The organism is Streptomyces sp. NPDC027185 (genome assembly GCF_055567035.1).
Genome location: NZ_JBVHRF010000005.1, coordinates 549,432 through 569,248, shown reverse-complemented (window position 1 = coordinate 569,248; position 19,817 = coordinate 549,432). Strand labels below are relative to the sequence as shown.

The window sequence follows — 19,817 nt, the reverse complement described above, 5'->3', positions numbered from 1 at the left end:
GTCAGTTCTCCTCCGCGGCGGCATCGGCGTCGGCGAACGACGCCTGGTACGCGGCGAACTGCGCGCGCTCCTCGTCGACGAGCGCGTGCCCGTCCGCATAGACGTTCTCGAAGATCGCCATGGTGTCGGGGTCGGGCATCGCCCGGACGGCGTCCCGCACCCGCTTGCCCAGCGCCTCGCTCTCCTCCCCGACGGAGTGGAGGTAGGCGTCGTCGACGAGCCCCTCGGCCTCCAGGTACCGGCGCAGCCGCAGGATCGGGTCCTTCGCCTCCCAGGCGCGGGTCTCCTCGTCGGCGCGGTACTTCGTCGGGTCGTCGGAGGTGGTGTGGGCGCCCATCCGGTAGGTGAAGGCCTCGACCAGCATCGGGCCCTGACCGGTGCGGGCGCGCTCCAGCGCCGCCCGGGTCACGGCGAGACAGGCCAGGACGTCATTGCCGTCGACGCGGACACCGGGGAATCCGTAACCGCGGGCGCGCTGGTAGAGCGGGACGCGGGTCTGCCGCTCCGTCGGCTCGGAAATCGCCCACTGATTGTTCTGGCAGAAGAAAACCACCGGGGCGTTGTAGACCGCGGAGAAGGTGAACGACTCGGCGACATCTCCCTGGCTGGAGGCACCGTCACCGAAATAGGCGAGCACCGCGGAATCCGCGCCGTCCTTCTGCACCCCCATCGCATATCCGGTCGCGTGCAGCGTCTGCGAACCGATGACGATGGTGTAGAGGTGGAAGTTGTTGCTGTTCGGATCCCAGCCGCCGTGGTTCACACCGCGGAACATGCCGAGCAGATTCGTCGGATCGACCCCGCGGCACCAGGCGACGCCGTGCTCGCGGTAGGTCGGGAAGACGTAGTCGTCGTCGCGCAGGGCCCGCCCGGAGCCGATCTGCGCGGCTTCCTGGCCCAGCAGCGAGGCCCACAGGCCCAGTTCGCCCTGGCGCTGGAGCGTGGTGGCCTCGGCGTCGAACTTCCGCGTCAGCACCATGTCGCGGTAGAGACCGCGCAGTTCCTCCGGCGACAGGTCGATCGCGTACTCCGGGTGCTCGACACGCCGCCCCTCGGGGGTCAGCAGTTGTACGAGCTCGTCCTGTTCCGCCGGGCGGGCGGCCTTGTTCCTGGCCGGTGACGCCTTTTTGGCGGTGGTGCGCTTGCTGCCGCCGCGGGTGGTTTTCCGCTGGGCAGTGCCTTCCACGGTCACGTGCTGCTCCTCCGTCTGTCCGGCCCCCGGGGTCCGCCGGTGGCCGTATTGCGGCTCACCCGGTTCCGATACGGCGCACGGGGTGGGTGCGAACGCGGCCGGATCCGGGTGGAACAAAACGCCCCGGAAGGTGGCCTGCCCGTCGCACGTTACCCATTGTCAAAGCCTAAGTGGAAACGGCGCTGACCTGCGATTTTGCTTGGATTTCCAAGTAAATCGCGAAAGCTGGGAACAACTCCTGGTCACAGCGTTGCAGGCCGCCGGGACACCGGCACGTTATATCGGTGACCTGGGGCACGGGAAGGGTCGATGTGTGAGACTGGAGCCGTGCACGAGGATGGAAAAATCACGGTATTCCTGCTCGACGATCATGAAGTAGTGCGGCGCGGCGTCCACGAAATGCTGTCGGGGGAACCGGACATCGAAGTCGTCGGCGAGGCCGGCACCGCCGCAGATGCCCTGGTCAGGATCCCGGCCACCCGACCGGACGTCGCGGTGCTCGATGTCCGGCTACCGGACGGCAGCGGCGTCGAGGTCTGCCGCGAGATCCGTTCGCAGAACGAGGACATCAACTGCCTGATGCTGACGTCGTTCGCGGACGACGAAGCCCTTTTCGACGCGATCATGGCCGGTGCGGCCGGGTATGTCCTCAAGGCCATCCGGGGCAACGAACTCCTCGCCGCCGTACGGGACGTCGCCGCCGGCAAGTCCCTCCTCGACCCGGTGGCCACCGCGCAGGTCCTGGAGCGGCTGCGCGGCGGCGGCACCAAGGAGGACGACAAGCTGGCCTCCCTCACCGACCAGGAACGACGGATCCTCGACCTCATCGGCGAGGGGCTGACCAACCGCGCCATCGGCGAGCGCCTGCACCTCGCCGAGAAGACGATCAAGAACTACGTCTCCAGCCTGCTCTCCAAGCTCGGCATGGAGCGCCGCTCCCAGGCCGCCGCCTACGTCGCCCGGCGCCAGGCCGAACGCCGCTGACGGCCCCCGCCGCGCGGACCCGGCGGGACCAACGTCCCGGCGAGTTGAGGGCCGCTGCCCCTGTCGGCGGCGCCCGGCCCGGCGGCAGGCTCTAAGGCATGCCCTGCGACGACCCCCGCGCCACGGAACTGCTCGGCCGCACCCCCTACGGGCGGGTGTCGTCGAGCCTGCGCGCGCTGCCCTTCACCGCCATCTCCCGGCACCTGGTCACCGGGGACCGGCTGCTCGTGCGCCTGCACCGCGGCTACGGCTACCACCGCGCCCTGGACGGGGCGGTCGTCGCGTACGAGGCGGACAATCTCCACAGCGGGGCCGCTGACGCCTGGTCCGTGCACCTGACCGGGACGGCGCGGCTCGCCGAGCCGACCGACACCGAACGGCAGCGGTTCGGCCGGACGCCACGACTGGCCGATGGAGATCCGTTCGACCCGGTTTTCCTGCGTATTGAGCCGGAATTCATCGCCTTGCACCACCTGACCGATGTACCGGAATTCGGAACCGCCCCCTGGGCCCCTGGCCAGTGATCTAACATCTGGCGCGTGCTGCGCTCATCTGTAGTCCGGACGGCGGCCGCCCCCGACGGCCGCACGCTCGGCTCCTTACTCGCCCACTACGCCGACGCCGGGGAGCCGCTCTCCTGCGAGCCCGTCGCCGAGGGCCTGCTCAACCGCGGATACACGCTGGTCACCACCGACGGCAGATACTTCCTCAAGCACCACCTCGACGGGGACCGCGGCTCCATCTCCCGCCAGCACCGCGCCACCCTCCGGCTCGCCGCCCTCGGCCTGCCGCTCGCCCCGCCGCTCGCCCGCGCCGACGGCCGCACCGTCACCGTCCTGGACGGACGCTGCTACGCCCTGCACCCCTGGGTCGACGGCGAACACCTCGGCGGCACCGCGCTCACCCTCGCCCAGTCCCGCCGCCTCGGCGCGCTGCTCGGCCTCGTCCACACCGCCCTGGAACGGGTCATGCCCGCCCAGCGGCGGCCGGGCCCCGCCCCGTACGCCCAGCCCAGCGCCCAGCCGGCCCAGACCTTCGACGTCATCGACGAACTGCTGGCGCTGGCCCGGGTCACCCGCCCCCGCACCAGCTTCGACGAACTGGCCGAGCACCGGCTGCGCGAGCGCCGGGCGCTGCTGGAACGCCATGCCCACCGCCGCCCGGCCGACCCCTGCGCGGCGGCCGTCGGCTGGGTGCACGGCGACTTCCACCCGCTCAACGTCCTCTACCGGGGCGCCACGCCCGCCGCGATCATCGACTGGGACCGGCTGGGCGTCCAGCCGCGCGCCGAGGAGGCGGTCCGCGCCGCCGCGATCTTCTTCGTCCGGCCCTGCGGCACGCTGGATCTGGCGAAGGTGGCGGCATACGCGGGCGCCTACCGCGGTGCGCGCGGCGCGGACCCCGGGGAGCTGGCCGCGGCCGTCCACCGGGTGTGGTGGGAGCGGCTGAACGACTTCTGGATGCTGACCTGGCGCTACCGCCTCGGCGACCGGCGCACCGATCCGCAGTTCCCCGCCGCGTCCGCGCTGGCGGTCTGGTGGACCCGCGAGTACCAGGCGGTCCGGGACGCGTTCACGGGATGAACACGGCCCCGGACGGGCGGTCGCCGTCCGGGGCCGGAAGCCGTGCGGAGGTCACGGACCTCCGGTGCGGTCAGGGGGTGGTACCGGCCGCCGCGCCCGCGTCCGTACCGCCGGTGGTGGGCTGTCCGCCGTCGGTGGTGCCGCCGGTGTCGGTGGTACCGCCGTCGCTCGTCCCGCCGTTGTCGGTGGTACCGCCGTCGCTCGTCCCGCCGGTGCCCGAGCCACCGGTGCTCGTCCCACCGGTGTTGGTGCCGCCGGTGCTGGTGCCGCCGGTGGTCGTCCCGCCGCCGTTCGTCGAGGTCGACGGGGTGGTCGGAGCGGTCGGGGACTGCGGCGTGCTGGGCTCCTGGGAGGTCGGCGGAGCGTCGGAGGCGGGCGGGGTGTAGCCGCCGATGCCACCGGGCTCGGTGGTCTCGTCCGTCGGCTCGTCGCTCGGTTCCTCGGTGTTCTCGTCCTGGGTGGCGGAGGTGGAGGTGGGCGTCTTGGTGGGCTCGGGCGTGGAATCGCCACCGGTGCCGCTGTTGCGCACCGCGAAGGCCACCCCCACCGCGATGGCGATCAGCGCCAGCACCGCGATCAGCCAGATCTTGCCGCGGCCGCGGCGCGCCGGCCGGTGGCCGCCCTCGAACGCCCCGTCGTCGTCGCGCATACCGGGCGGCAGGATCGGGTTCGCGGCGGTCTGCCCGGCGTCCGCGTGCGGCATCGCGGTGGTCGCGGCGGTGCCCATGGCGGGCGCACCGGCGCCCTCGTGCAGGGCGACCGGGCCGGTGTTCCAGGTGCCGGTGTGACCGCCCTGCTCGTGCAGCATCTGCAACGAGTACTGGACCAGGCCGCGCATCTCCTCGGCACTCTGGAACCGGTCGTCCGGGTCCTTGGCCAGGGAGCGCATGACGAGGCCGTCCAGCTCCGGCGGCACATCGGCGACCTGCGACGGCGGCACCGGCATGTCCTGGACGTGCTGGTAGACCACCGACAGCGGGGTCTCGCCGGTGAACGGCGGCCGCAGCGCCAGCAGTTCGTACAGCAGGCAGCCGGTGGCGTAGAGGTCGGAGCGGGTGTCGACGGTCTTGCCGAGCGCCTGCTCCGGGGAGAGGTACTGCGGCGTGCCCATGACCATGCCGGTCTGGGTCATCGTCGACTGGGCGCCGTGCAGCGCGCGGGCGATGCCGAAGTCCATGACCTTGACGGCGCCGCTGTTGGTGATGATCACGTTCGCGGGCTTGATGTCCCGGTGCACGATGCCGTGCTGGTGGCTGTAGGCCAGCGCCTCCAGCACTCCGGAGACGATGATCAGCGCCTGGTCGGGCGGCGGCGCGTCGGCGTTCAGCAGCAGGTCACGGATGGTGCGGCCCTCGACCAGCTCCATCACGATGTACGGCACGGTGTTGCCGCCGACGTAGTCCTCGCCGGAGTCGTAGACGGCGACGACGGCGTGGTGGTTCAGCCCGGCGACGGACTGTGCCTCGCGGGTGAAGCGGGCCTTGGACACCGGGTCCTCGGCGAGGTCGGCGCGGAGCAGCTTCACCGCGACGGTGCGGCCCAGCCGTACGTCCTCGGCGGCGAACACCTCCGCCATGCCCCCGCGGCCCAGACGGCGGGTGAGGCGGTAGCGGCCGTCGCCGACCAGGCCGCCGTTGCCCCACATCTCCGGTACGTCGGAGGTGTGGGAGCCGGTGGCGTCGGGGTCGGACGGGCCCTGGGGGCCCTGCGTCGGTGCCATCGGTCCTCGCCGTCGAATTCGATCCGCCGGAGCGGTAAGGTCTCGGTCCTCGCCGGGCGGGCGCGGCCATCCGCACCTGCCCCTTCGGAGCACGCTACAGGCTCGGGAACGCCCGCCGGTCCGAGCGGACCGGCCATCAAACCTTCCGGCCGCCCCGCGCCGCAAGTCGACCACCGGGCGCCCGCTTCAGGACGCCCAGGTGGCATCGGGCGCAACTGTCACGGAACGGGCACACAGCTTGACGTGTCACTGCCCTGGGGCAGACTTGGCTGCGCAATCAACAGATGTGATCGCCATACGTGCGGGCACTGCGCCGAGGGGGAAGCAGAACGATGAGCCAGGACGGCGCTCAGGGCCCGTACGAGGGCCGTTCGGTAGGCGGGGGACGTTACCAGCTTCGTGATCTTCTCGGCGAAGGCGGTATGGCGGCCGTCCACCTCGCCTACGACAGCGTCCTCGACCGTGAGGTCGCGATCAAGACCCTGCACAGCGAACTCGGCCGTGAGCAGGCATTTCGCGAGCGTTTCCGGCGTGAGGCCCAGTCCGTCGCGAAGCTGACGCACACCAACATCGTCTCGGTCTTCGACTCCGGCGAGGACGAGCTCGACGGCGGCATGGTGCCGTACATCGTCATGGAGTACGTCTCCGGCCAGCCGCTCCGCTCGGAACTGGACGCCGACATCGCCCAGCACGGCGCGATGCCGACACAGAAGGCGCTGAAGATCACCGCCGATGTGCTCGCCGCGCTGGAGGCGAGCCATGAGATGGGTCTGGTCCACCGGGACATCAAGCCGGGCAACGTCATGCTGACCAAGCGGAACGTCGTCAAGGTCATGGACTTCGGCATCGCCCGCGCCATGCAGTCCGGTGTGACATCGATGACACAGACCGGCATGGTCGTCGGTACCCCGCAGTACCTCTCGCCGGAGCAGGCGCTGGGCCGCGGTGTGGACGCCCGCTCCGACCTCTACTCCGTCGGCATCATGCTCTTCGAGCTGCTCACCGGACAGCTCCCGTTCGACGCGGACTCCCCGCTGGCCATCGCCTACGCGCATGTGCAGGAGGAGCCGCCGCTGCCGTCGAGCATCAACCAGTCGGTGCCCCCGGCGGTCGACGCGCTGGTCGCCCGAGCGCTCAAGAAGAACCCCAACGAGCGGTTCCCGACGGCCGAGGCGATGCAGGACGAGTGCCTGCGCATCGCCGGGTCGGCGCAGTCGGGCGGTTCGCCGCTGATCATCAGCGAGGGCCCGCGGGCGCGCACCAGCGGTTCGTCCGTCTCCTCGGCGGTCTTCCCGTCCGCCACCGGCTCCCCGCACACCCCGGCGCCGCCGAACGTGCAGCAGCCGTACCAGCCGATGCCGACCGCCGGGTACGGACCGTCGACGCCGCCGCCGGTGAACAACGCCTTCCCGACCCCGGCACCCGGCCCCGCGCCGTACAACGCGGGCGGGTTCCCGACGCCGGCGCCGGGCCCGGCGGCGTTCACCCCGCCGCCGGTGGCGCCGACGATGCCGCCCGCGAACGGCGGACCGCGGCCGCGCAAGAACAACACCCCGGTGGTCATCGTCGCGACGATCGTGGGTGTGGTGGTGGTGACCGCCATCGCGATCGGCATCGGGCTGAGCGCCGGTGGCGGCGGCAGCGACCACAAGGACAACGCGAGCGACCCGACGACGTCGGCGTACTCCACGCCCGAGGAGAGCACCCGGCCCGAGGACAAGTCCGCGACGGTCGAGACCAGCCGGTGCACCGACGCCTCGCACCCCTACGGCGAGAAGCAGAAGATCTACGTCCCCTCCTTCCTGTTCCGGAACCTGGAATCGGTGAAGAAGTGCATGGACGCGGCGCACTGGAAGTACACGATCAAGGAGCAGAACGAGGTGCTCTGGGGGAAGAACACCGTCACCAAGCAGTCGCCGAGCAGCTTCACCGCTTGGGACCCGCAGGGTGACGAGCCCCTGGAGATCACGGTCTCGACGGGCCGCAACAACTGATCCACCCGCCACGCAGACGCGAAAGGGGGGCCGGGCACACACTCCGTGTGCCCGGCCCCCCTTCGCCGTTCCCGGTCGGTTCGCCGCAGGTCAGAGGTAGGGGCCGGAGCGTGCGCCGCCGTGGCCGGGCTGCTCGCCCTCCTCGGCAGGAGTGACGCCGGGCGGGAGGGCACGCCGCATCGACTCCAGCTGGGCGCGGGCGGCCATCTGCTGTGCGAAGAGCGCGGTCTGGATGCCGTGGAACAGCCCTTCCAGCCAGCCGACCAGCTGGGCCTGTGCGATCCGGAGTTCCGATTCGGTGGGCACCGACTCGTCGGTGAACGGCAGGGACAGCCGTTCCAGCTCCTCGACCAGCTCGGGCGCGAGCCCGTCCTCCAGCTCCTTCACCGAGCTGGCGTGAATCTCCTTGAGGCGGACCCGGCTCGCCTCGTCGAGCGGCGCGGCCTTCACCTCTTCCAGCAGCTGCTTGATCATGCTGCCGATCCGCATGACCTTGGCGGGCTGCTCGACCATGTCCGTCACCGGAGTCTCCCGGGACTCCCCGTCACCCTCGCCGCCTCCGGCGGCGGCGCTGCCCAGCGCCATGCCGTCCGGGCCGACTACCAGGACGTGCTGGTTCTCCTGCGACCGTTCGTTCATCGGCATATCCATACCGCCATTCTCTCGTACACGGGTACGCCGGAGGCGGTGACCCCACCGGCCCGCCACCACGGGCCGGGGCCGGTGCACCGGAGGGTGGAAGGGCGCCGAACGGCTCCGCCGGCGGCGGGTCGGCGGAGCGGGACCGGCGCCTTGCGGAGGGCCGCCGGCCGGTGTTTCACGTGAAACGGCGTACCGGTCCGGGCGCCGGCTCAACCGCGCCGCAGCCGGAGGGCGAGGAAGGCCAGTCCCAGGCCGGTGAGCGCCATCCCGGCACCCATCGGGAGCACCCGCTCGGCGTGGGTGCCCGTACCGGCGAAGGGATACGAGTCGTCGGTGGCCGGCGGTTCGGCCTGAGCATCCGGCGGCTGGCGGTCGTCCGTCTCCCGGACCGCCGGGGCAGGCGCGGAGGGTTCCGCCGCGCGGACCACATGCGGAACGGCCGCGGGCACCCGCGCGGGGCTGTGCGGCGGGCCCGCCGGGTGCCGGTGCGCGGTGTGGTGGTGCGACGGGGTGGCCCGGTGCGACGGGGACGCGGCCTCGGTGGGCCGGTCGCCGGCCGGGGAGCGGTGCGGTGTGGGGTGGGTGACGTGCGGGGCCGGGGGGCGCGGGGCGGGCGTGGGTGGCACCGGGGCGGTCGGCCGCTGCGGGGCGGACGGCGGCGCGTGGGGCGGTACGTGCGGTCGCGGCGGTCCGGCCGTGTCCTCGGCCGGGCGGTGCGGCGGGAGCCAGTCGTCGGACGGTGTGTCCTTGCCGGGTAGCGCGGCGGCGGTCGGAATGCCGTCGGCACCGAGGGTTCCGAGGATCTCGGTGAGGTCGAGAAGGCCCGGTTCCTCGCCCTGCGGGCCCCGGGGGGCGGAAGGGCCCGAGCCCGGGGTGTCAGGTACATCGGTCGCGGGAGGCCGGGCAGCGCGGAGGGTGCCCGGCCCCAGGGGCACGGGGGCGACCGCATGGGCCGTTGCCGTACCGAGCGCCAGGGAGAAGGGCAACGCCGCCGTGACCACCAGCAGGCCGATGGGGATACGCGTAGGGAATCGAGCCACGGATGTGCCCCTCCCGTGCCGAGCCGCCGTGTGACCTACTCAGCGTCACATGACGCAACATTTCCGGCATCTCGGGTGGTCTATGCGGGGGAGAGGCAGGGCTGTACGGGTTCGAGGGGGCCGTCAGGAGAGAGCCGGACCGGCTTTCTTTCCGCCGGTCGTTGACGGAGGGGCCCGAGCAGGCGGGAGGACGCGGCGCAGCGCCGATGGGCGGTGGCCGGGCAGCCGGTCATGAGACCTGCCCGCCCCGAAGCTCCGGCGCCCGGCAACGCGTCCTCGTACGCGTTGCCGGGCGCCGCGGGCCGGGCCGGTCGGAGGGGCCAGGCTTCGGCTCCCCGCCACCACCTGGTGCTCGTCTCGCTCAGACCGTCAGGATGACCTTGCCGATGTGACTGCTCGCGTCGACCACGCGGTGTGCCTCGGGGGCGTCCGCCATCGGGAGGGTGCGGTCGACGACCGGGCGGACCTGGCCGTTGCCGATCAGTGGCCAGACGTGTTCGCGCACCGCCGCCACGATCGCGGCCTTCTCCTGCAGCGGGCGGGCGCGCAGTCCGGCGGCGGTGATCGCGGCGCGCTTGGCCAGCAGCGCGCCGATGTTCAGCTCCGCCTTCACCCCGCCCTGCATCCCGATGATGGCGAGGCGGCCGTTGACGGCCAGCGCTTTCACGTTCCGTTCCAGGTACTTCGCGCCGACGATGTCGAGGATGACATCGGCGCCCCTGCCGCCGGTGGCCTCACGGACCTCCGTCACGAAGTCCTGCTCGTGGTAGTCGATGAGCACATCCGCGCCCAACTCCGCGCAGCGCGCCAGCTTTTCGGCGCTGCCCGCGGTGACCGCGACGCGGGCACCGACCGCCTTGGCGAGCTGGATCGCCATCGTGCCGATACCGCTGGAGCCGCCGTGCACCAGAAGCGTCTCACCGGGGCGCAGGTGGGCGATCATGAAGACGTTCGACCACACGGTGCAGGCGACCTCGGGCAGCGCGGCGGCCGTCACCACGTCGAGGCCGTCCGGCACGGGCAGGACCTGCCCGGCCGGGACCGCCACCTTCTCCGCGTAACCACCGCCGGCCAGCAGCGCGCAGACCTCATCGCCGACCGCCCAGCCGTGCACCCCGGGGCCGAGGGCCGCGATCCGGCCCGCGCATTCCAGCCCGGGGTAGGGAGAGGAGCCGGGCGGCGGGTCGTAGAAGCCCTGGCGTTGCAGCAGATCGGCGCGGTTGACGGCGCTCGCCGCGACGTCGATCAGGACCTCGCCCTCGGCGGGCTGCGGATCGGGCACCTCCGCCCAGACGAGGGCGTCGGGGCCACCGGGTTCAGGAATGGTGATCGCTCGCATGGCCGCGAGGCTACTCGCCGGGGCCGCCCGCAGCGACAGGCACACCGCCGATGCCGGTACGGCCCCCGAAGGGGTAACGCACCATGCATCTCGCTCCCTGTTTCACGTGAAACAGGGCTCCGGACAAGGGAGTTGATGAGGTGTTGGCCTCTGGTGTTTCACGTGAAACGGCTCGTTTCACGTGAAACGAGCCGGATCGCGGAGCGGACGGTGAGACCCGAGGCGGGCAGGGTGGTCAGTCGTCCACGCGGCGCATCGAGGAGACCCCGGAACCCGGCAGCGGCGGCTTGGCCGTACGGGACTTGCCCGACAGATCGCCCTCCTCGACGGGGGCGGCGCGGACGATCGTGATCAGCCGGTCGGCCGACTGCAGCGGGCTGGCCGCCGGGTCGTCGTAGCCGAGGAGCCGGTGGCCGCGCAGTACGGAGACAACCAGGTCCTCGGTCTCCCGCACGGACTTGCCGACCTCGGACTTCACGACCGGGCGCTCGACGAGATCGAGCCCACTGCCCTGCTGGATGAGGTCTTCCATAACCGTTCCGGCGCTGGGGCTGTGAACGGAGAGTCCCAGCAACCGGCCGGCGGCGCTGGCCGAGGTGATCACGGAGTCGGCACCGGACTGCCGCAGCAGCGGGGCGTTCTCCTCCTCCCGCACCGCGGCGACGATATTGGCCTTCTTGTTCAGCTGCCGCGCGGTCAGGGAGACGAGCACGGCGGTGTCGTCGCGCTGGGTGGCGATGACCACCTGGTGCGCACGCTGGATCTCCGCACGGACGAGCACATCGCTGCGGGTGGCGTCGCCGACCACCCCGACGAACCCTTCGGCAACGGCGGAGTCGATCACCTTCGGGCTCGGGTCGACGATGACGATGCGTTCACGGGTCAGCCCGGTGGCACAGAGGGTCTGGACGGCGGACCGGCCCTTGGTGCCGAATCCGACGATGACGGTGTGGTCACGCAAGGTTTTTCTCCAGCGTTTCAATTGCCACTGCTCACGGGTGCGTTCCGTCAGCACTTCCAGTGTGGTGCCGACCAGGATGATCAGGAAGAGCACCCGAAGTGGCGTGATGAGCACGATGTTCAGCAGCCGTGCGCTGTCGCCGTACGGAACGATGTCGCCGTAGCCGGTGGTGGAGAGCGTGACGGTGGCGTAGTAGACGCAGTCGAGGAGATCGACCGTGCCGTTCGCGTTGTCGTGGTACTCGTCGCGGTCTATCCAGACGATGAAGACCGTCGCGACCAGCACGAGCAGCGCCATCAGGATCCGTCTGGCGACCTGCCGGATCGGCTCCACGGGTGTCCGGCGCGGGAGGAGGACCCGGCGGGAGTTGTCCTCGGGGACCTCACGCGCCGCGGCGTCGTGGGAGGGAAGCTTCACGCGGCGCCTCCGGTCGGGGGTGCGGAAAAGGTGGAGCGTACGGGACGGCCGTCGCCGGGGTGGGATCCGGGCCCGTACGGCGGTCCGCCGTCCTCGGGGCCACCCGCCACGCTCCCCGTGGGCCAGGGCAGATCCAGCACGCCGACCAGATCGCCCCGGCCGGCGCCGCCGGGCGGGACGACGACCAGCGCGTCGGCGGCGGCGATACCGCGCAGCATGGCCGGCCCGTGGAACGGCAGCGGTGTCGCGACACGGCCGTGCCGGGCGTCGTCGCGGTAGGCGACCGGGACGAGCCGGGTGTCGTGCGGGTGCCCGGCCACCGCCGCGCTCAGCGGGGTCCGGGACAGTGCGGCGGGCGACCGGGCGGTGAGGGTCCGCAGCAGCGGTTCGGCCAGGGTCAGCAGCCCGGAGACCGCGGCGAGCGGGTTGCCGGGCAGGCCCACGAGGTACCGGTCCGGGGCGATCCTGGCCAGCAGCATGGGGTGCCCCGGGCGGACCGCCACACCGTCGACCAGCACTTCCGCACCGATCCGGCGCAGGGCCGGGTGGACGTGGTCGACGGGGCCCGACGCGGTGCCGCCGGTGGTGAGGACGACGTCGGCGGTGGAGCCGGTGAGCGCCGTGTGGAGGGCGTCGGCATCGTCGCCGAGCGGCCGGGTGCCGGTGACGTCGACGCCCAGGGACCGCAGCCATGGTCCGAGCATCGGCCCGAGGGCGTCGCGGATGCGGCCTTCCCGAGGCAGCCCCTCCTGGAGCAGTTCGTCGCCCAGGACCAGCACCTCGACGCGGGGCCGCGGGTGGACCACCAGCCGGTCGTACCCGGCGGCCGCGGCCAGCCCGAGAACGGCGGGCGTCACGGGCACACCGGCGGGCAGCAGCGGTTCACCCGCGCCGCACTCCTGACCTCGGGGGCGGATGTCCTGGCCGAGCGGGACGGCCCGCGGCGCGGCGAGCCGTCGCCGCCCGTCGCTGCGCTCGTGGATCTCGCCGTGTTCACTGCGCAGCACCGCGGTGGCACCGTCCGGCACCCGCGCCCCGGTCGCGATGGCGACGGCGTGCCCGTCCGACAGCGTCGTGGCGGCGTGGCCGGCGAGGATGCCAAGGTCGGTGCTGTCGGCCCCGGCCACGCGGTCGAGGTCCCAAGGGCCGGGGCCGGAGACCGCCCAGCCGTCCATGGCCGAGGTGTCGAACGGGGGCAGGTCGGTCAGGGCGGTGAGCGGCTCCGCCAGCGTCCGCCCCAGCGCTTCCTCCCCTGCCAGCGTTTCCGGCGCCCGGGGCCCGTCGGCCGCCCGTGCCGCCCGCTCCCGCGCGACCGGCCAGGCGACCGGGGTGGCCCGCCGAAGGCGCCCCGGGGCGGAGTGACCACCGGACGCACCGTGACCGGCGGATCCGGACGCGGGACGGCCACCAGGTTCGCGCCCTTCGCCGGAGGTGGGGCGGACGGCGGAAGCCCGCCGGTCGTCGGACGTGGAGCAGCCGCCGGAGGTACGAGGAGCACCGGGCTGCGCCGAGGCGTTCGCGTCGCTCTCCGGGACGGCGTCTCCGGTGGCGTCCTCGGAGTTCCCGGTGACCTCGCCGGAGCGCGTGTCGCCGGGGCTCCCGGGGCGGGCGTCACCGGCGGGGCCGGGCCCCGGAGCCCCGGCGTCGGGGCCTGCGTCGCCGAGGGCCGGGCCCTTCCCCAGCTCCGGGGGTACGGCGCCGGAGGTGTTTCCCGTGGCACCACCGTCCGGTGCGACGGCCGCCGCGCCACCGGGCGTACCGCCGTCCTGTCCCGAGCCGGAGGCGGCCGGGCCCTCTCCCGCAGGGACCGGGGCGCCGCCCAGCGCCGCGCCACCGGCCGCCGTACCGGAACCCTCGGCACCCACCGGCCCGGACCCGGACATGCCGGAGCCCTCCACCGTCCCGTAATCCACCGTCCGGGTGGGGCGTGCCGTCCCGGATGCCCTCGGCCCGAGTACCGGGGCCCAGGAGTCCAGAGGTCCGGCGCCGCTGTGCCCGGCGGCCGTCACTCCGGCCACCGCGCGGGAAGCGGTCGCCCCGCACTCCGACGGTTCGGGCGCGCCCGAGCCGTGCGCTCCCAGCGGGCCGTGCTCCGGCACCGTCCCCCGCCCCGGCGTCGCCGCTTCCCCCACCAGCCGGGCGAGAAGATCCAGGTCCGAGGGCGAGGGCGCGGCCGGGGACGAAGCGGCCGGGTCCGGAAACGTGTTCGCGGCCCCGCCCCCCGTCGGAGCCGCTGACGGGTCCGGTCCCTGCCCGCCGGCGAGCGGTACGGACGGTCCCGCCGGGACGCCGGGTTCCGGGGCGGACGGCTCCCGGCCCTCCGCGTGCGGGTGCCGGTCGCCGTTGGCGACGGCGAGGGCGTCCGCGAAGGCGTCGTCGAAATCGCCCTCGGTCACGGGGCGGACTTCGGGTCGGGGCGCCCCGCGTCACCGGGCGCGCCACCCGAGACGTCGTCGTCGGAAGCGTGTTCCGCCGCCCAGCGGTCGGCCAGCGCGCCGATTCTCCGGGACACCTCCGCCACGTCGCCGACCTCCTGACGGCCCGCCGCGTACCCGATCAGAAACGTCGTCAGCGGTGCTGCCGGGCGGGCCACTCCGTGCGCCGCGTCACGGGCGAGGTCCAGCAGCGTCTTGGTGTCGACATCCAGCTCGATGCCCAGTTCGGCCTTGACTGCGGTGATCCATTCGTCCAACACGCCTCCATGCTCCCTGATCCGGGCGCGGGCCGCGCCGACGTCCTCCCAGGTGTCGCAGTCGAAGGAGGCCGATGCCGTCCTGTCCTCGACGCGTTCCAGCGTCAGAGCGGCCGTCACCGCGCGCAGCGGCAGGCCGGACAGCGAACCGTGCGCCGTCCGCAACGCCGCCAACTCCCTTCGCAGCGAAGCCCGTCGGTACGCCGCCACCAGTGGCTGATCACGCCCCTCGGCATCGCGCAGCACCGCACCGTCCACGCGGGGCGCGCCGTCCGGAGGCGTGCCGGTCGCCGCCGTCAGCAGCGCGCGCACCGTCGCCGGCGTCAGAAAAGGCAGGTCGGCGGCGAGGACCAGCACCGTCGGGGCGGTGGTGTGCCGCAGCCCCGCGTCCAGAGCGGCCAGCGGGCCGCCGCCCGGCGGATCCTCCAGGGCGGGCACCACCGCGCGGGCGGTGGGCCGTGGAGGACCGACGACGACGGTCGTCGCCGCGTCGGGGCAGGCGGCCAGTACCCGGTCGAGCAGTGAGCGGCCACCGACGGAGAGCGCGGGTTTGTCCGCGCCGCCGAGCCGCCGGGCCGCGCCCCCGGCCAGTACGAGGGCGTCATGGGCGGGGAGGGGCCGGCGTACCCCGGTGTCCCCGGGCGGCCGTCGCGTGTCGCTCACCACTTGAGTATCGCCGGGTTCACGCCGCTCACACCGCCCGCCGGCCGGACCTCGCCCGCTCCACCGCACGGCGCGTACGGGCCGCACCGGGCGCTCCGGCGACGAACCGGCTGCACACCCGGCAGACCGTGCCCGAGCGCACCTGCCGAGAAGCGCACCGGACACGCCCCACCCGCTCATCCGACCAGCTCACCGCCCCGGGAGTCGCAGCGTCACCGCCCGGCTCCCGGAGCGTCGGCTCACAGCCCCCGCAGCAGCAGCGCGGGCTGCTCCACGCAGTCGGCGACGTAGCGCAGGAAGCCGCCGGACGTGCCGCCGTCGCACACCCGGTGATCGAAGGTGAACGACAACTGGACGACCTGGCGTACCGCCAGCTCACCGTCGTGCACCCAGGGTTTGGGCGCTATCCGGCCCACGCCGAGCATCGCGGCCTCGGGGTGGTTGATGATCGGCGTGGAGCCGTCCACGCCGAAGACGCCGTAGTTGTTGAGGGTGAAGGTGCCGCGAGTGAGGTCGGCGAGCGACAGACCGCCGGAGCGCGCGCTCTCGGTGAGCCGGGCGATCTCCGCGGACAGGCCCTCGACCGTACGGGTGTGGGCGTCCCGCACCACCGGGACCACCAGCCCTCGGTCGGTCTGCGCGGCGAAGCCCAGATGGACCTCGGGCAGCCGGACGATCTCCTGGGTCTCGGTATCGATGGTGGCGTTCAGCTCAGGGAAGCGGGCGAGCGCCGCCGTGCAGATACGGGCGAGCAGCGCCAGCAGCGACACCTTGGGGGAGCCGGGGGTGTTCATCGCCCGGCGGGCGGCGAGGAGTTCGGTGGCGTCCGCGTCGACCCAGCAGGTGGCGTCGGGGATCTCCCGGCGGCTGCGGGTGAACTTCTCGGCCGCCGCCCCGCGCATCCCCCGCAGCGGGATCCGCTCGCCCTCGGCCCGTGTCCGGCCGGTGGCGGGGACGCTCCCGGCGGCCGGGGCGCTCCCGGTGGTGGCCTGCCGCTCCCGGACCGCGCGTTCGACATCCGTCCGCAGGATGAGTCCGTCCCGGCCGGTGCCGTGCAGCGTGGCCAGATCCAGCCCGTGTTCCCGGGCCATCCGGCGTACCAGAGGGGAGATGACCGCGACCGTACGGGGCGAGGCGGATTCCTCGGGCTCCCCGGGGGCGACGGGCTCCGGTCGGTCGCCGGGCACGTCCGCCGCGCCGCCTCCGCCGCCGGGCCGGACCCGCCGCCGGCGCGCGACCGCGGCGCTCGTGCCGTAGCCGACCAGGACGTTCCCCGAGCCCTCGGCGGTCTCCGCCGGAACGGTTTCCGGCGCGGAAGCCGGCGGGGCGGTGCCGGGGGTCGCCTCCGCGGGTGTCTCCGAGGGCGTGGCCGCGCCGACCGCGACGGTGATCAGCGGCGCCCCGACGGGGAGGTCGGTGCCCTCCTCCCCGAAGCGCGCGGTGACCACACCGCCGTACGGGCAGGGCACCTCGACCATCGCCTTGGCCGTCTCGACCTCGACGACCGGCTGATCGACGGAGACCACCTCACCGACCTCGACCATCCACTGCACGATGGTGGCCTCGGTGAGGCCCTCCCCCAGGTCGGGCAGGGTGAATTCACGGACCACAGCCATCACTCGCCCCTCCCTTCGGTCCAGTCCGACTCCCACTGGAGGCGGGCGACGGTGTCGAGAACGCGGTCCACTCCCGGGAGATGATGCCTTTCCAGCATCGGCGGCGGATAGGGAATGTCGAATCCCGCCACCCGCAGGACCGGCGCCTCCAGATGGTGGAAACAGCGCTCCGTGATCCGCGCCGCGATCTCCCCGCCCGGCCCGCCGAAACCGCTCGATTCGTGGACGACCACGGCCCGTCCGGTGCGCCGCACCGACGCGCAGACCGTCTCGTCGTCGAACGGCATGAGCGACCGCAGATCGACGACCTCCAGATCCCACCCCTCGGCCCGCGCCGCCTCGGCCGCCTCCAGGCAGACCGGCAGCGACGGCCCGTACGTGATCAGCGTGGCGTCCGTGCCCCGGCGGCGCACCGCGGCGCGCCCCAGGGGCGCCACCTCGGCGGGCGCCTCGGGCGACCAGTCGGCCTTGGACCAGTACAGCCGCTTCGGTTCGAGGAAGACGACCGGATCGTCCGAGGCGATGGCGGCGCGCAGCAGTCCGTACGCGTCCTCGACCGTGGCGGGCGTGACCACCTGGAGCCCCGGAGTCGCCAGGTAGTACGCCTCGGAGGCGTCGCTGTGGTGCTCGACGCCGCCGATGCCGCCGCCGTAGGGGATACGGATCGTCAGCGGCATCGGGACGGCGCCGCGGGTGCGGTTGCGCATCTTGGCGACATGGCTGAAGAGCTGCTCGAACGCCGGGTAGGCGAAGGCGTCGAACTGCATCTCGACGACCGGCCGCAGTCCGTACATGGCCATGCCGACGGCCGTGCCGAGGATGCCCGCCTCGGCGAGCGGGGTGTCCGTGCAGCGGTCGTCGCCGAATTCGGCGGCGAGCCCGTCGGTGACGCGGAAGACGCCGCCGAGGGTGCCGACGTCCTCACCCATCACATGGACGGACGGGTCCTCGGCCAGGGCGTCGCGCAGCGCGCGGGTGAGCGCCTGGGCCATGGTGGCGGGCTTGCGCGCGGTGGCGGCGGTCGGGGTCATGGCCGGGCCTCCTGGGCGGGCTCGTCGGTGGTGGCCTCCGCGGCCAGCTCGGCGTGCAACTGGCCGGCCTGCTGGCGCAGTTGGGTGGTGGGTTCGGCGTAGACATGGGCGAACAGATCGTCCGGGTCGAGTGCCGGGTCCTGGTGCATCCGCTCGCGCAGGGCGGCCGCCATCTCCTCGGCGCCCTCCCGCGTCGCGGCGGCGAACTCGTCGGTGAGCAGGCCACGCTCCCGTAGCTCGCGCTCCATCAGGGCTATCGGGTCGTGCGCGCGCCACGCCTCGACCTCGTCGGCGGTGCGGTAACGGGTGGCGTCGTCGGCGTTGGTGTGCGCCTCGACGCGGTAGGTGACGGCCTCGACGAGGGTGGGGCCGCCGCCCTCCCGGGCCCGGCGCACGGCCTCGGTGAGCACGCCGTGCACCGCGGGGGCGTCATTGCCGTCCACCAGGCGGCCCGGCATGCCGTACCCGACGGCCTTGTGCGCCAGGGAGGGCGCGGCGGTCTGCTTGGCCAGCGGGACGGAGATCGCGAAGCCGTTGTTCTGCACCAGGAAGACGACCGGTGCCTGCCAGACAGCGGCGAAGTTCAACGCCTCGTGGAAGTCGCCCTCGCTGGTGCCGCCGTCGCCGACCAGGGCGAGCGCGACCACGTCGTCCCCCTTCAGACGGGCGGCGTGCGCCAGCCCCACGGCGTGCGGGAGCTGGGTGGCGAGCGGGGTGCAGAGCGGGGCGATACGGCAGGAACGGGGGTCGTAGCCCGTGTGCCAGTCGCCGCGCAGCAAGGTCAGCGCCTCGGCGGGATCGAGACCGCGGGCGACGGCGGCGAGGGTGTCGCGGTAGCTGGGGAAGAGCCAGTCCCGCTCCTGGAGGGCGAGGGCGGCGGCCACCTGGCACGCCTCCTGGCCGGTGGACGACGGGTAGACCGCGAGGCGGCCCTGGCGGGTGAGGGCCGTGGCCTGCGTGTTGTACCGGCGGCCGCGGACGAGCTGGACGTAGAGCCGCTTCAGGAGTTCGGCGTCGAGCTGCCGGGCGGCGTCCGTGCCGAGCACCCGATGGGGTTCCGCGTCGGGCAGGAGCGGCGCCGGGTCGACGCGGGGGTGCCAGGCGGGGGGCGGGCCGGGCAGGTCACTCTTGCGCCTGCTGCTGCCGGGCTGCTCAAGGACCGTCATGACGAGCACCTTCTCCGGGGATCGAAGGGGTGGCGCGGTGCGCCTCGTGGGATGGGGGCGGGCGACGGATGGGCAGGATGAAGAGGGTCGGGGCGGTCAGCCCTTCCCTACCGATTGTTCGGTCGCCGATGCATTTTGGCTACAGGCGGGCCCGGCCTGTGGACAAACGGTTCTCCACAGCTTCAGATGAAGTCAGGGCGTCCAAGAAGGGGAGGCAGGACCCTATGCCGGAGGAACAGATGGCCCATCCCGGCGGAACGCCACCGGGAGCGGCGCCACCGCCCCGGACACCCGGCCCGGCGGTGCCTCCGGCCCGTCCGCTGGACACCATCGACCGGTCGATCCTGCGCATGCTCCAGACCGACGGGCGGGCCTCGATTCGCTCCGTGGCGGAGCATGTGCACGTCTCGCGCGCCAACGCGTACGCACGCATCAACCGGCTGCTCGACGACGGTGTGATCCGCGGGTTCAGCGCCCAGGTGGATCAGGAACGGGCAGGTCAGGGGGCCTCCGCCTACATCACGTTGAAGATCGTCCAGAATTCCTGGCGCACGGTTCGCGAACAGCTCACCGCGCTCCCCGGCGCCTCCCACATCGCACTGGTCAGCGGCGATTTCGACGTACTGCTGCTGGTGCACACCAAGGACAACCGGGAGCTGCGGGAACTGGTGCTGACCCGTATCCAGGCGATGCCGGAGGTACTGAGCACCCGCACACTGCTGGTCTTCGAGGAGACGGGGCTGGGACCGCAGCCACGGTGAGGCGGCCGGCGGCCAC

Annotated in this window: 16 protein-coding genes; 5 read left to right on the top strand and 11 right to left on the bottom strand. The window is 72.9% G+C overall.

Annotated features, from left to right (window positions below; genetic code table 11):
* Window position 1 precedes the first annotated feature (1 nt).
* The gene (gene pdhA, locus ACZ4M8_RS19815; RefSeq protein ID WP_467609064.1) at window positions 2-1,192 is read right to left on the bottom strand and encodes a pyruvate dehydrogenase (acetyl-transferring) E1 component subunit alpha; all 1,191 of its coding nucleotides are present in this window, start codon (window positions 1,190-1,192) and stop codon (window positions 2-4) included.
* A 327-nt stretch (window positions 1,193-1,519) separates the two neighbouring features.
* Between pdhA (ACZ4M8_RS19815) and ACZ4M8_RS19810 the strand changes: the two genes are divergently transcribed.
* The 3 genes from ACZ4M8_RS19810 (at window position 1,520) to ACZ4M8_RS19800 (ending at window position 3,759) form a co-directional block, all read left to right on the top strand.
* The gene (locus ACZ4M8_RS19810; RefSeq protein ID WP_467609062.1) at window positions 1,520-2,176 is read left to right on the top strand and encodes a response regulator; all 657 of its coding nucleotides are present in this window, start codon (window positions 1,520-1,522) and stop codon (window positions 2,174-2,176) included.
* 98 nt (window positions 2,177-2,274) lie between these two features.
* Window positions 2,275-2,700 (top strand): pyridoxamine 5'-phosphate oxidase family protein, encoded by a 426-nt coding sequence (locus ACZ4M8_RS19805; RefSeq protein WP_467609060.1) that lies wholly within the window; start codon window positions 2,275-2,277, stop codon window positions 2,698-2,700.
* A gap of 15 nt (window positions 2,701-2,715) precedes the next feature.
* Window positions 2,716-3,759 (top strand): phosphotransferase, encoded by a 1,044-nt coding sequence (locus ACZ4M8_RS19800; protein WP_467609058.1) that lies wholly within the window; start codon window positions 2,716-2,718, stop codon window positions 3,757-3,759.
* Window positions 3,760-3,829: 70 nt separating this feature from the next.
* Here the strand turns inward: ACZ4M8_RS19800 and ACZ4M8_RS19795 are convergent, their stop codons facing one another.
* Complete coding sequence (locus ACZ4M8_RS19795; protein ID WP_467609056.1) at window positions 3,830-5,479, bottom strand: protein kinase domain-containing protein; 1,650 nt, start codon at window positions 5,477-5,479, stop codon at window positions 3,830-3,832.
* A gap of 332 nt (window positions 5,480-5,811) precedes the next feature.
* Here ACZ4M8_RS19795 and ACZ4M8_RS19790 point away from each other — a divergent pair, with 332 nt between their 5' ends.
* Window positions 5,812-7,473, top strand: a complete 1,662-nt coding sequence (locus ACZ4M8_RS19790) for a Stk1 family PASTA domain-containing Ser/Thr kinase (RefSeq protein ID WP_467609054.1) — start codon at window positions 5,812-5,814, stop codon at window positions 7,471-7,473.
* Between the two features lie 90 nt (window positions 7,474-7,563).
* Here the strand turns inward: ACZ4M8_RS19790 and ACZ4M8_RS19785 are convergent, their stop codons facing one another.
* From ACZ4M8_RS19785 to pdhA (ACZ4M8_RS19745), 9 genes are all read right to left on the bottom strand, one after another.
* Window positions 7,564-8,124: a bacterial proteasome activator family protein gene (locus ACZ4M8_RS19785; RefSeq protein ID WP_467609052.1), complete on the bottom strand. Its 561-nt coding sequence runs from the start codon at window positions 8,122-8,124 to the stop codon at window positions 7,564-7,566.
* A 200-nt stretch (window positions 8,125-8,324) separates the two neighbouring features.
* On the bottom strand, window positions 8,325-9,155 hold the full coding sequence (locus ACZ4M8_RS19780) for a hypothetical protein (RefSeq protein ID WP_467609050.1): 831 nt from the start codon (window positions 9,153-9,155) through the stop codon (window positions 8,325-8,327).
* 361 nt (window positions 9,156-9,516) lie between these two features.
* Window positions 9,517-10,494: an NAD(P)H-quinone oxidoreductase gene (locus ACZ4M8_RS19775; protein ID WP_467609048.1), complete on the bottom strand. Its 978-nt coding sequence runs from the start codon at window positions 10,492-10,494 to the stop codon at window positions 9,517-9,519.
* Window positions 10,495-10,729: 235 nt separating this feature from the next.
* Window positions 10,730-11,872 (bottom strand): potassium channel family protein, encoded by a 1,143-nt coding sequence (locus tag ACZ4M8_RS19770; RefSeq protein ID WP_467609046.1) that lies wholly within the window; start codon window positions 11,870-11,872, stop codon window positions 10,730-10,732.
* Complete coding sequence (locus tag ACZ4M8_RS19765) at window positions 11,869-14,268, bottom strand: molybdopterin molybdotransferase MoeA (protein WP_467609044.1); 2,400 nt, start codon at window positions 14,266-14,268, stop codon at window positions 11,869-11,871. Before ACZ4M8_RS19765 ends, ACZ4M8_RS19770 begins: the two co-directional genes overlap by 4 nt.
* Window positions 14,265-15,227 (bottom strand): NTP transferase domain-containing protein, encoded by a 963-nt coding sequence (locus tag ACZ4M8_RS19760; protein WP_467609042.1) that lies wholly within the window; start codon window positions 15,225-15,227, stop codon window positions 14,265-14,267. The genes ACZ4M8_RS19765 and ACZ4M8_RS19760 overlap by 4 nt, the downstream gene beginning before the upstream one ends.
* Before the next feature lie 239 nt (window positions 15,228-15,466).
* On the bottom strand, window positions 15,467-16,843 hold the full coding sequence (locus tag ACZ4M8_RS19755) for a dihydrolipoamide acetyltransferase family protein (RefSeq protein ID WP_467609040.1): 1,377 nt from the start codon (window positions 16,841-16,843) through the stop codon (window positions 15,467-15,469).
* On the bottom strand, window positions 16,843-17,874 hold the full coding sequence (locus ACZ4M8_RS19750) for an alpha-ketoacid dehydrogenase subunit beta (protein ID WP_467609038.1): 1,032 nt from the start codon (window positions 17,872-17,874) through the stop codon (window positions 16,843-16,845). The genes ACZ4M8_RS19755 and ACZ4M8_RS19750 overlap by 1 nt, the downstream gene beginning before the upstream one ends.
* Entirely contained in the window at window positions 17,871-19,040 is a 1,170-nt protein-coding gene (gene pdhA / locus ACZ4M8_RS19745; protein ID WP_467609036.1) for a pyruvate dehydrogenase (acetyl-transferring) E1 component subunit alpha, read from the bottom strand. The genes ACZ4M8_RS19750 and pdhA (ACZ4M8_RS19745) overlap by 4 nt, the downstream gene beginning before the upstream one ends.
* 224 nt (window positions 19,041-19,264) lie before the next feature.
* Here pdhA (ACZ4M8_RS19745) and ACZ4M8_RS19740 point away from each other — a divergent pair, with 224 nt between their 5' ends.
* Window positions 19,265-19,801 carry an Lrp/AsnC family transcriptional regulator gene (locus ACZ4M8_RS19740; protein ID WP_467609034.1) on the top strand — a complete coding sequence of 179 codons (537 nt, stop codon included), beginning with the start codon at window positions 19,265-19,267 and terminating at the stop codon, window positions 19,799-19,801.
* The last annotated feature ends 16 nt before the right edge of the window (window positions 19,802-19,817 follow it).

Excerpts from the sequence above, each read along its gene's own strand:
- ACZ4M8_RS19805 (WP_467609060.1), top strand. The coding sequence starts at position 2,275 with ATGCCCTGCGACGACCCCCGCGCCACGGAACTGCTCGGCCGCACCCCC.
- ACZ4M8_RS19795 (WP_467609056.1), bottom strand. The coding sequence starts at position 5,479 with ATGGCACCGACGCAGGGCCCCCAGGGCCCGTCCGACCCCGACGCCACC.
- ACZ4M8_RS19790 (WP_467609054.1), top strand. The coding sequence starts at position 5,812 with ATGAGCCAGGACGGCGCTCAGGGCCCGTACGAGGGCCGTTCGGTAGGC.
- ACZ4M8_RS19785 (WP_467609052.1), bottom strand. The coding sequence starts at position 8,124 with ATGGATATGCCGATGAACGAACGGTCGCAGGAGAACCAGCACGTCCTG.
- ACZ4M8_RS19775 (WP_467609048.1), bottom strand. The coding sequence starts at position 10,494 with ATGCGAGCGATCACCATTCCTGAACCCGGTGGCCCCGACGCCCTCGTC.
- ACZ4M8_RS19755 (WP_467609040.1), bottom strand. The coding sequence starts at position 16,843 with ATGGCTGTGGTCCGTGAATTCACCCTGCCCGACCTGGGGGAGGGCCTC.
- ACZ4M8_RS19750 (WP_467609038.1), bottom strand. The coding sequence starts at position 17,874 with ATGACCCCGACCGCCGCCACCGCGCGCAAGCCCGCCACCATGGCCCAG.
- pdhA (WP_467609036.1), bottom strand. The coding sequence starts at position 19,040 with ATGACGGTCCTTGAGCAGCCCGGCAGCAGCAGGCGCAAGAGTGACCTG.
- ACZ4M8_RS19740 (WP_467609034.1), top strand. The coding sequence starts at position 19,265 with ATGCCGGAGGAACAGATGGCCCATCCCGGCGGAACGCCACCGGGAGCG.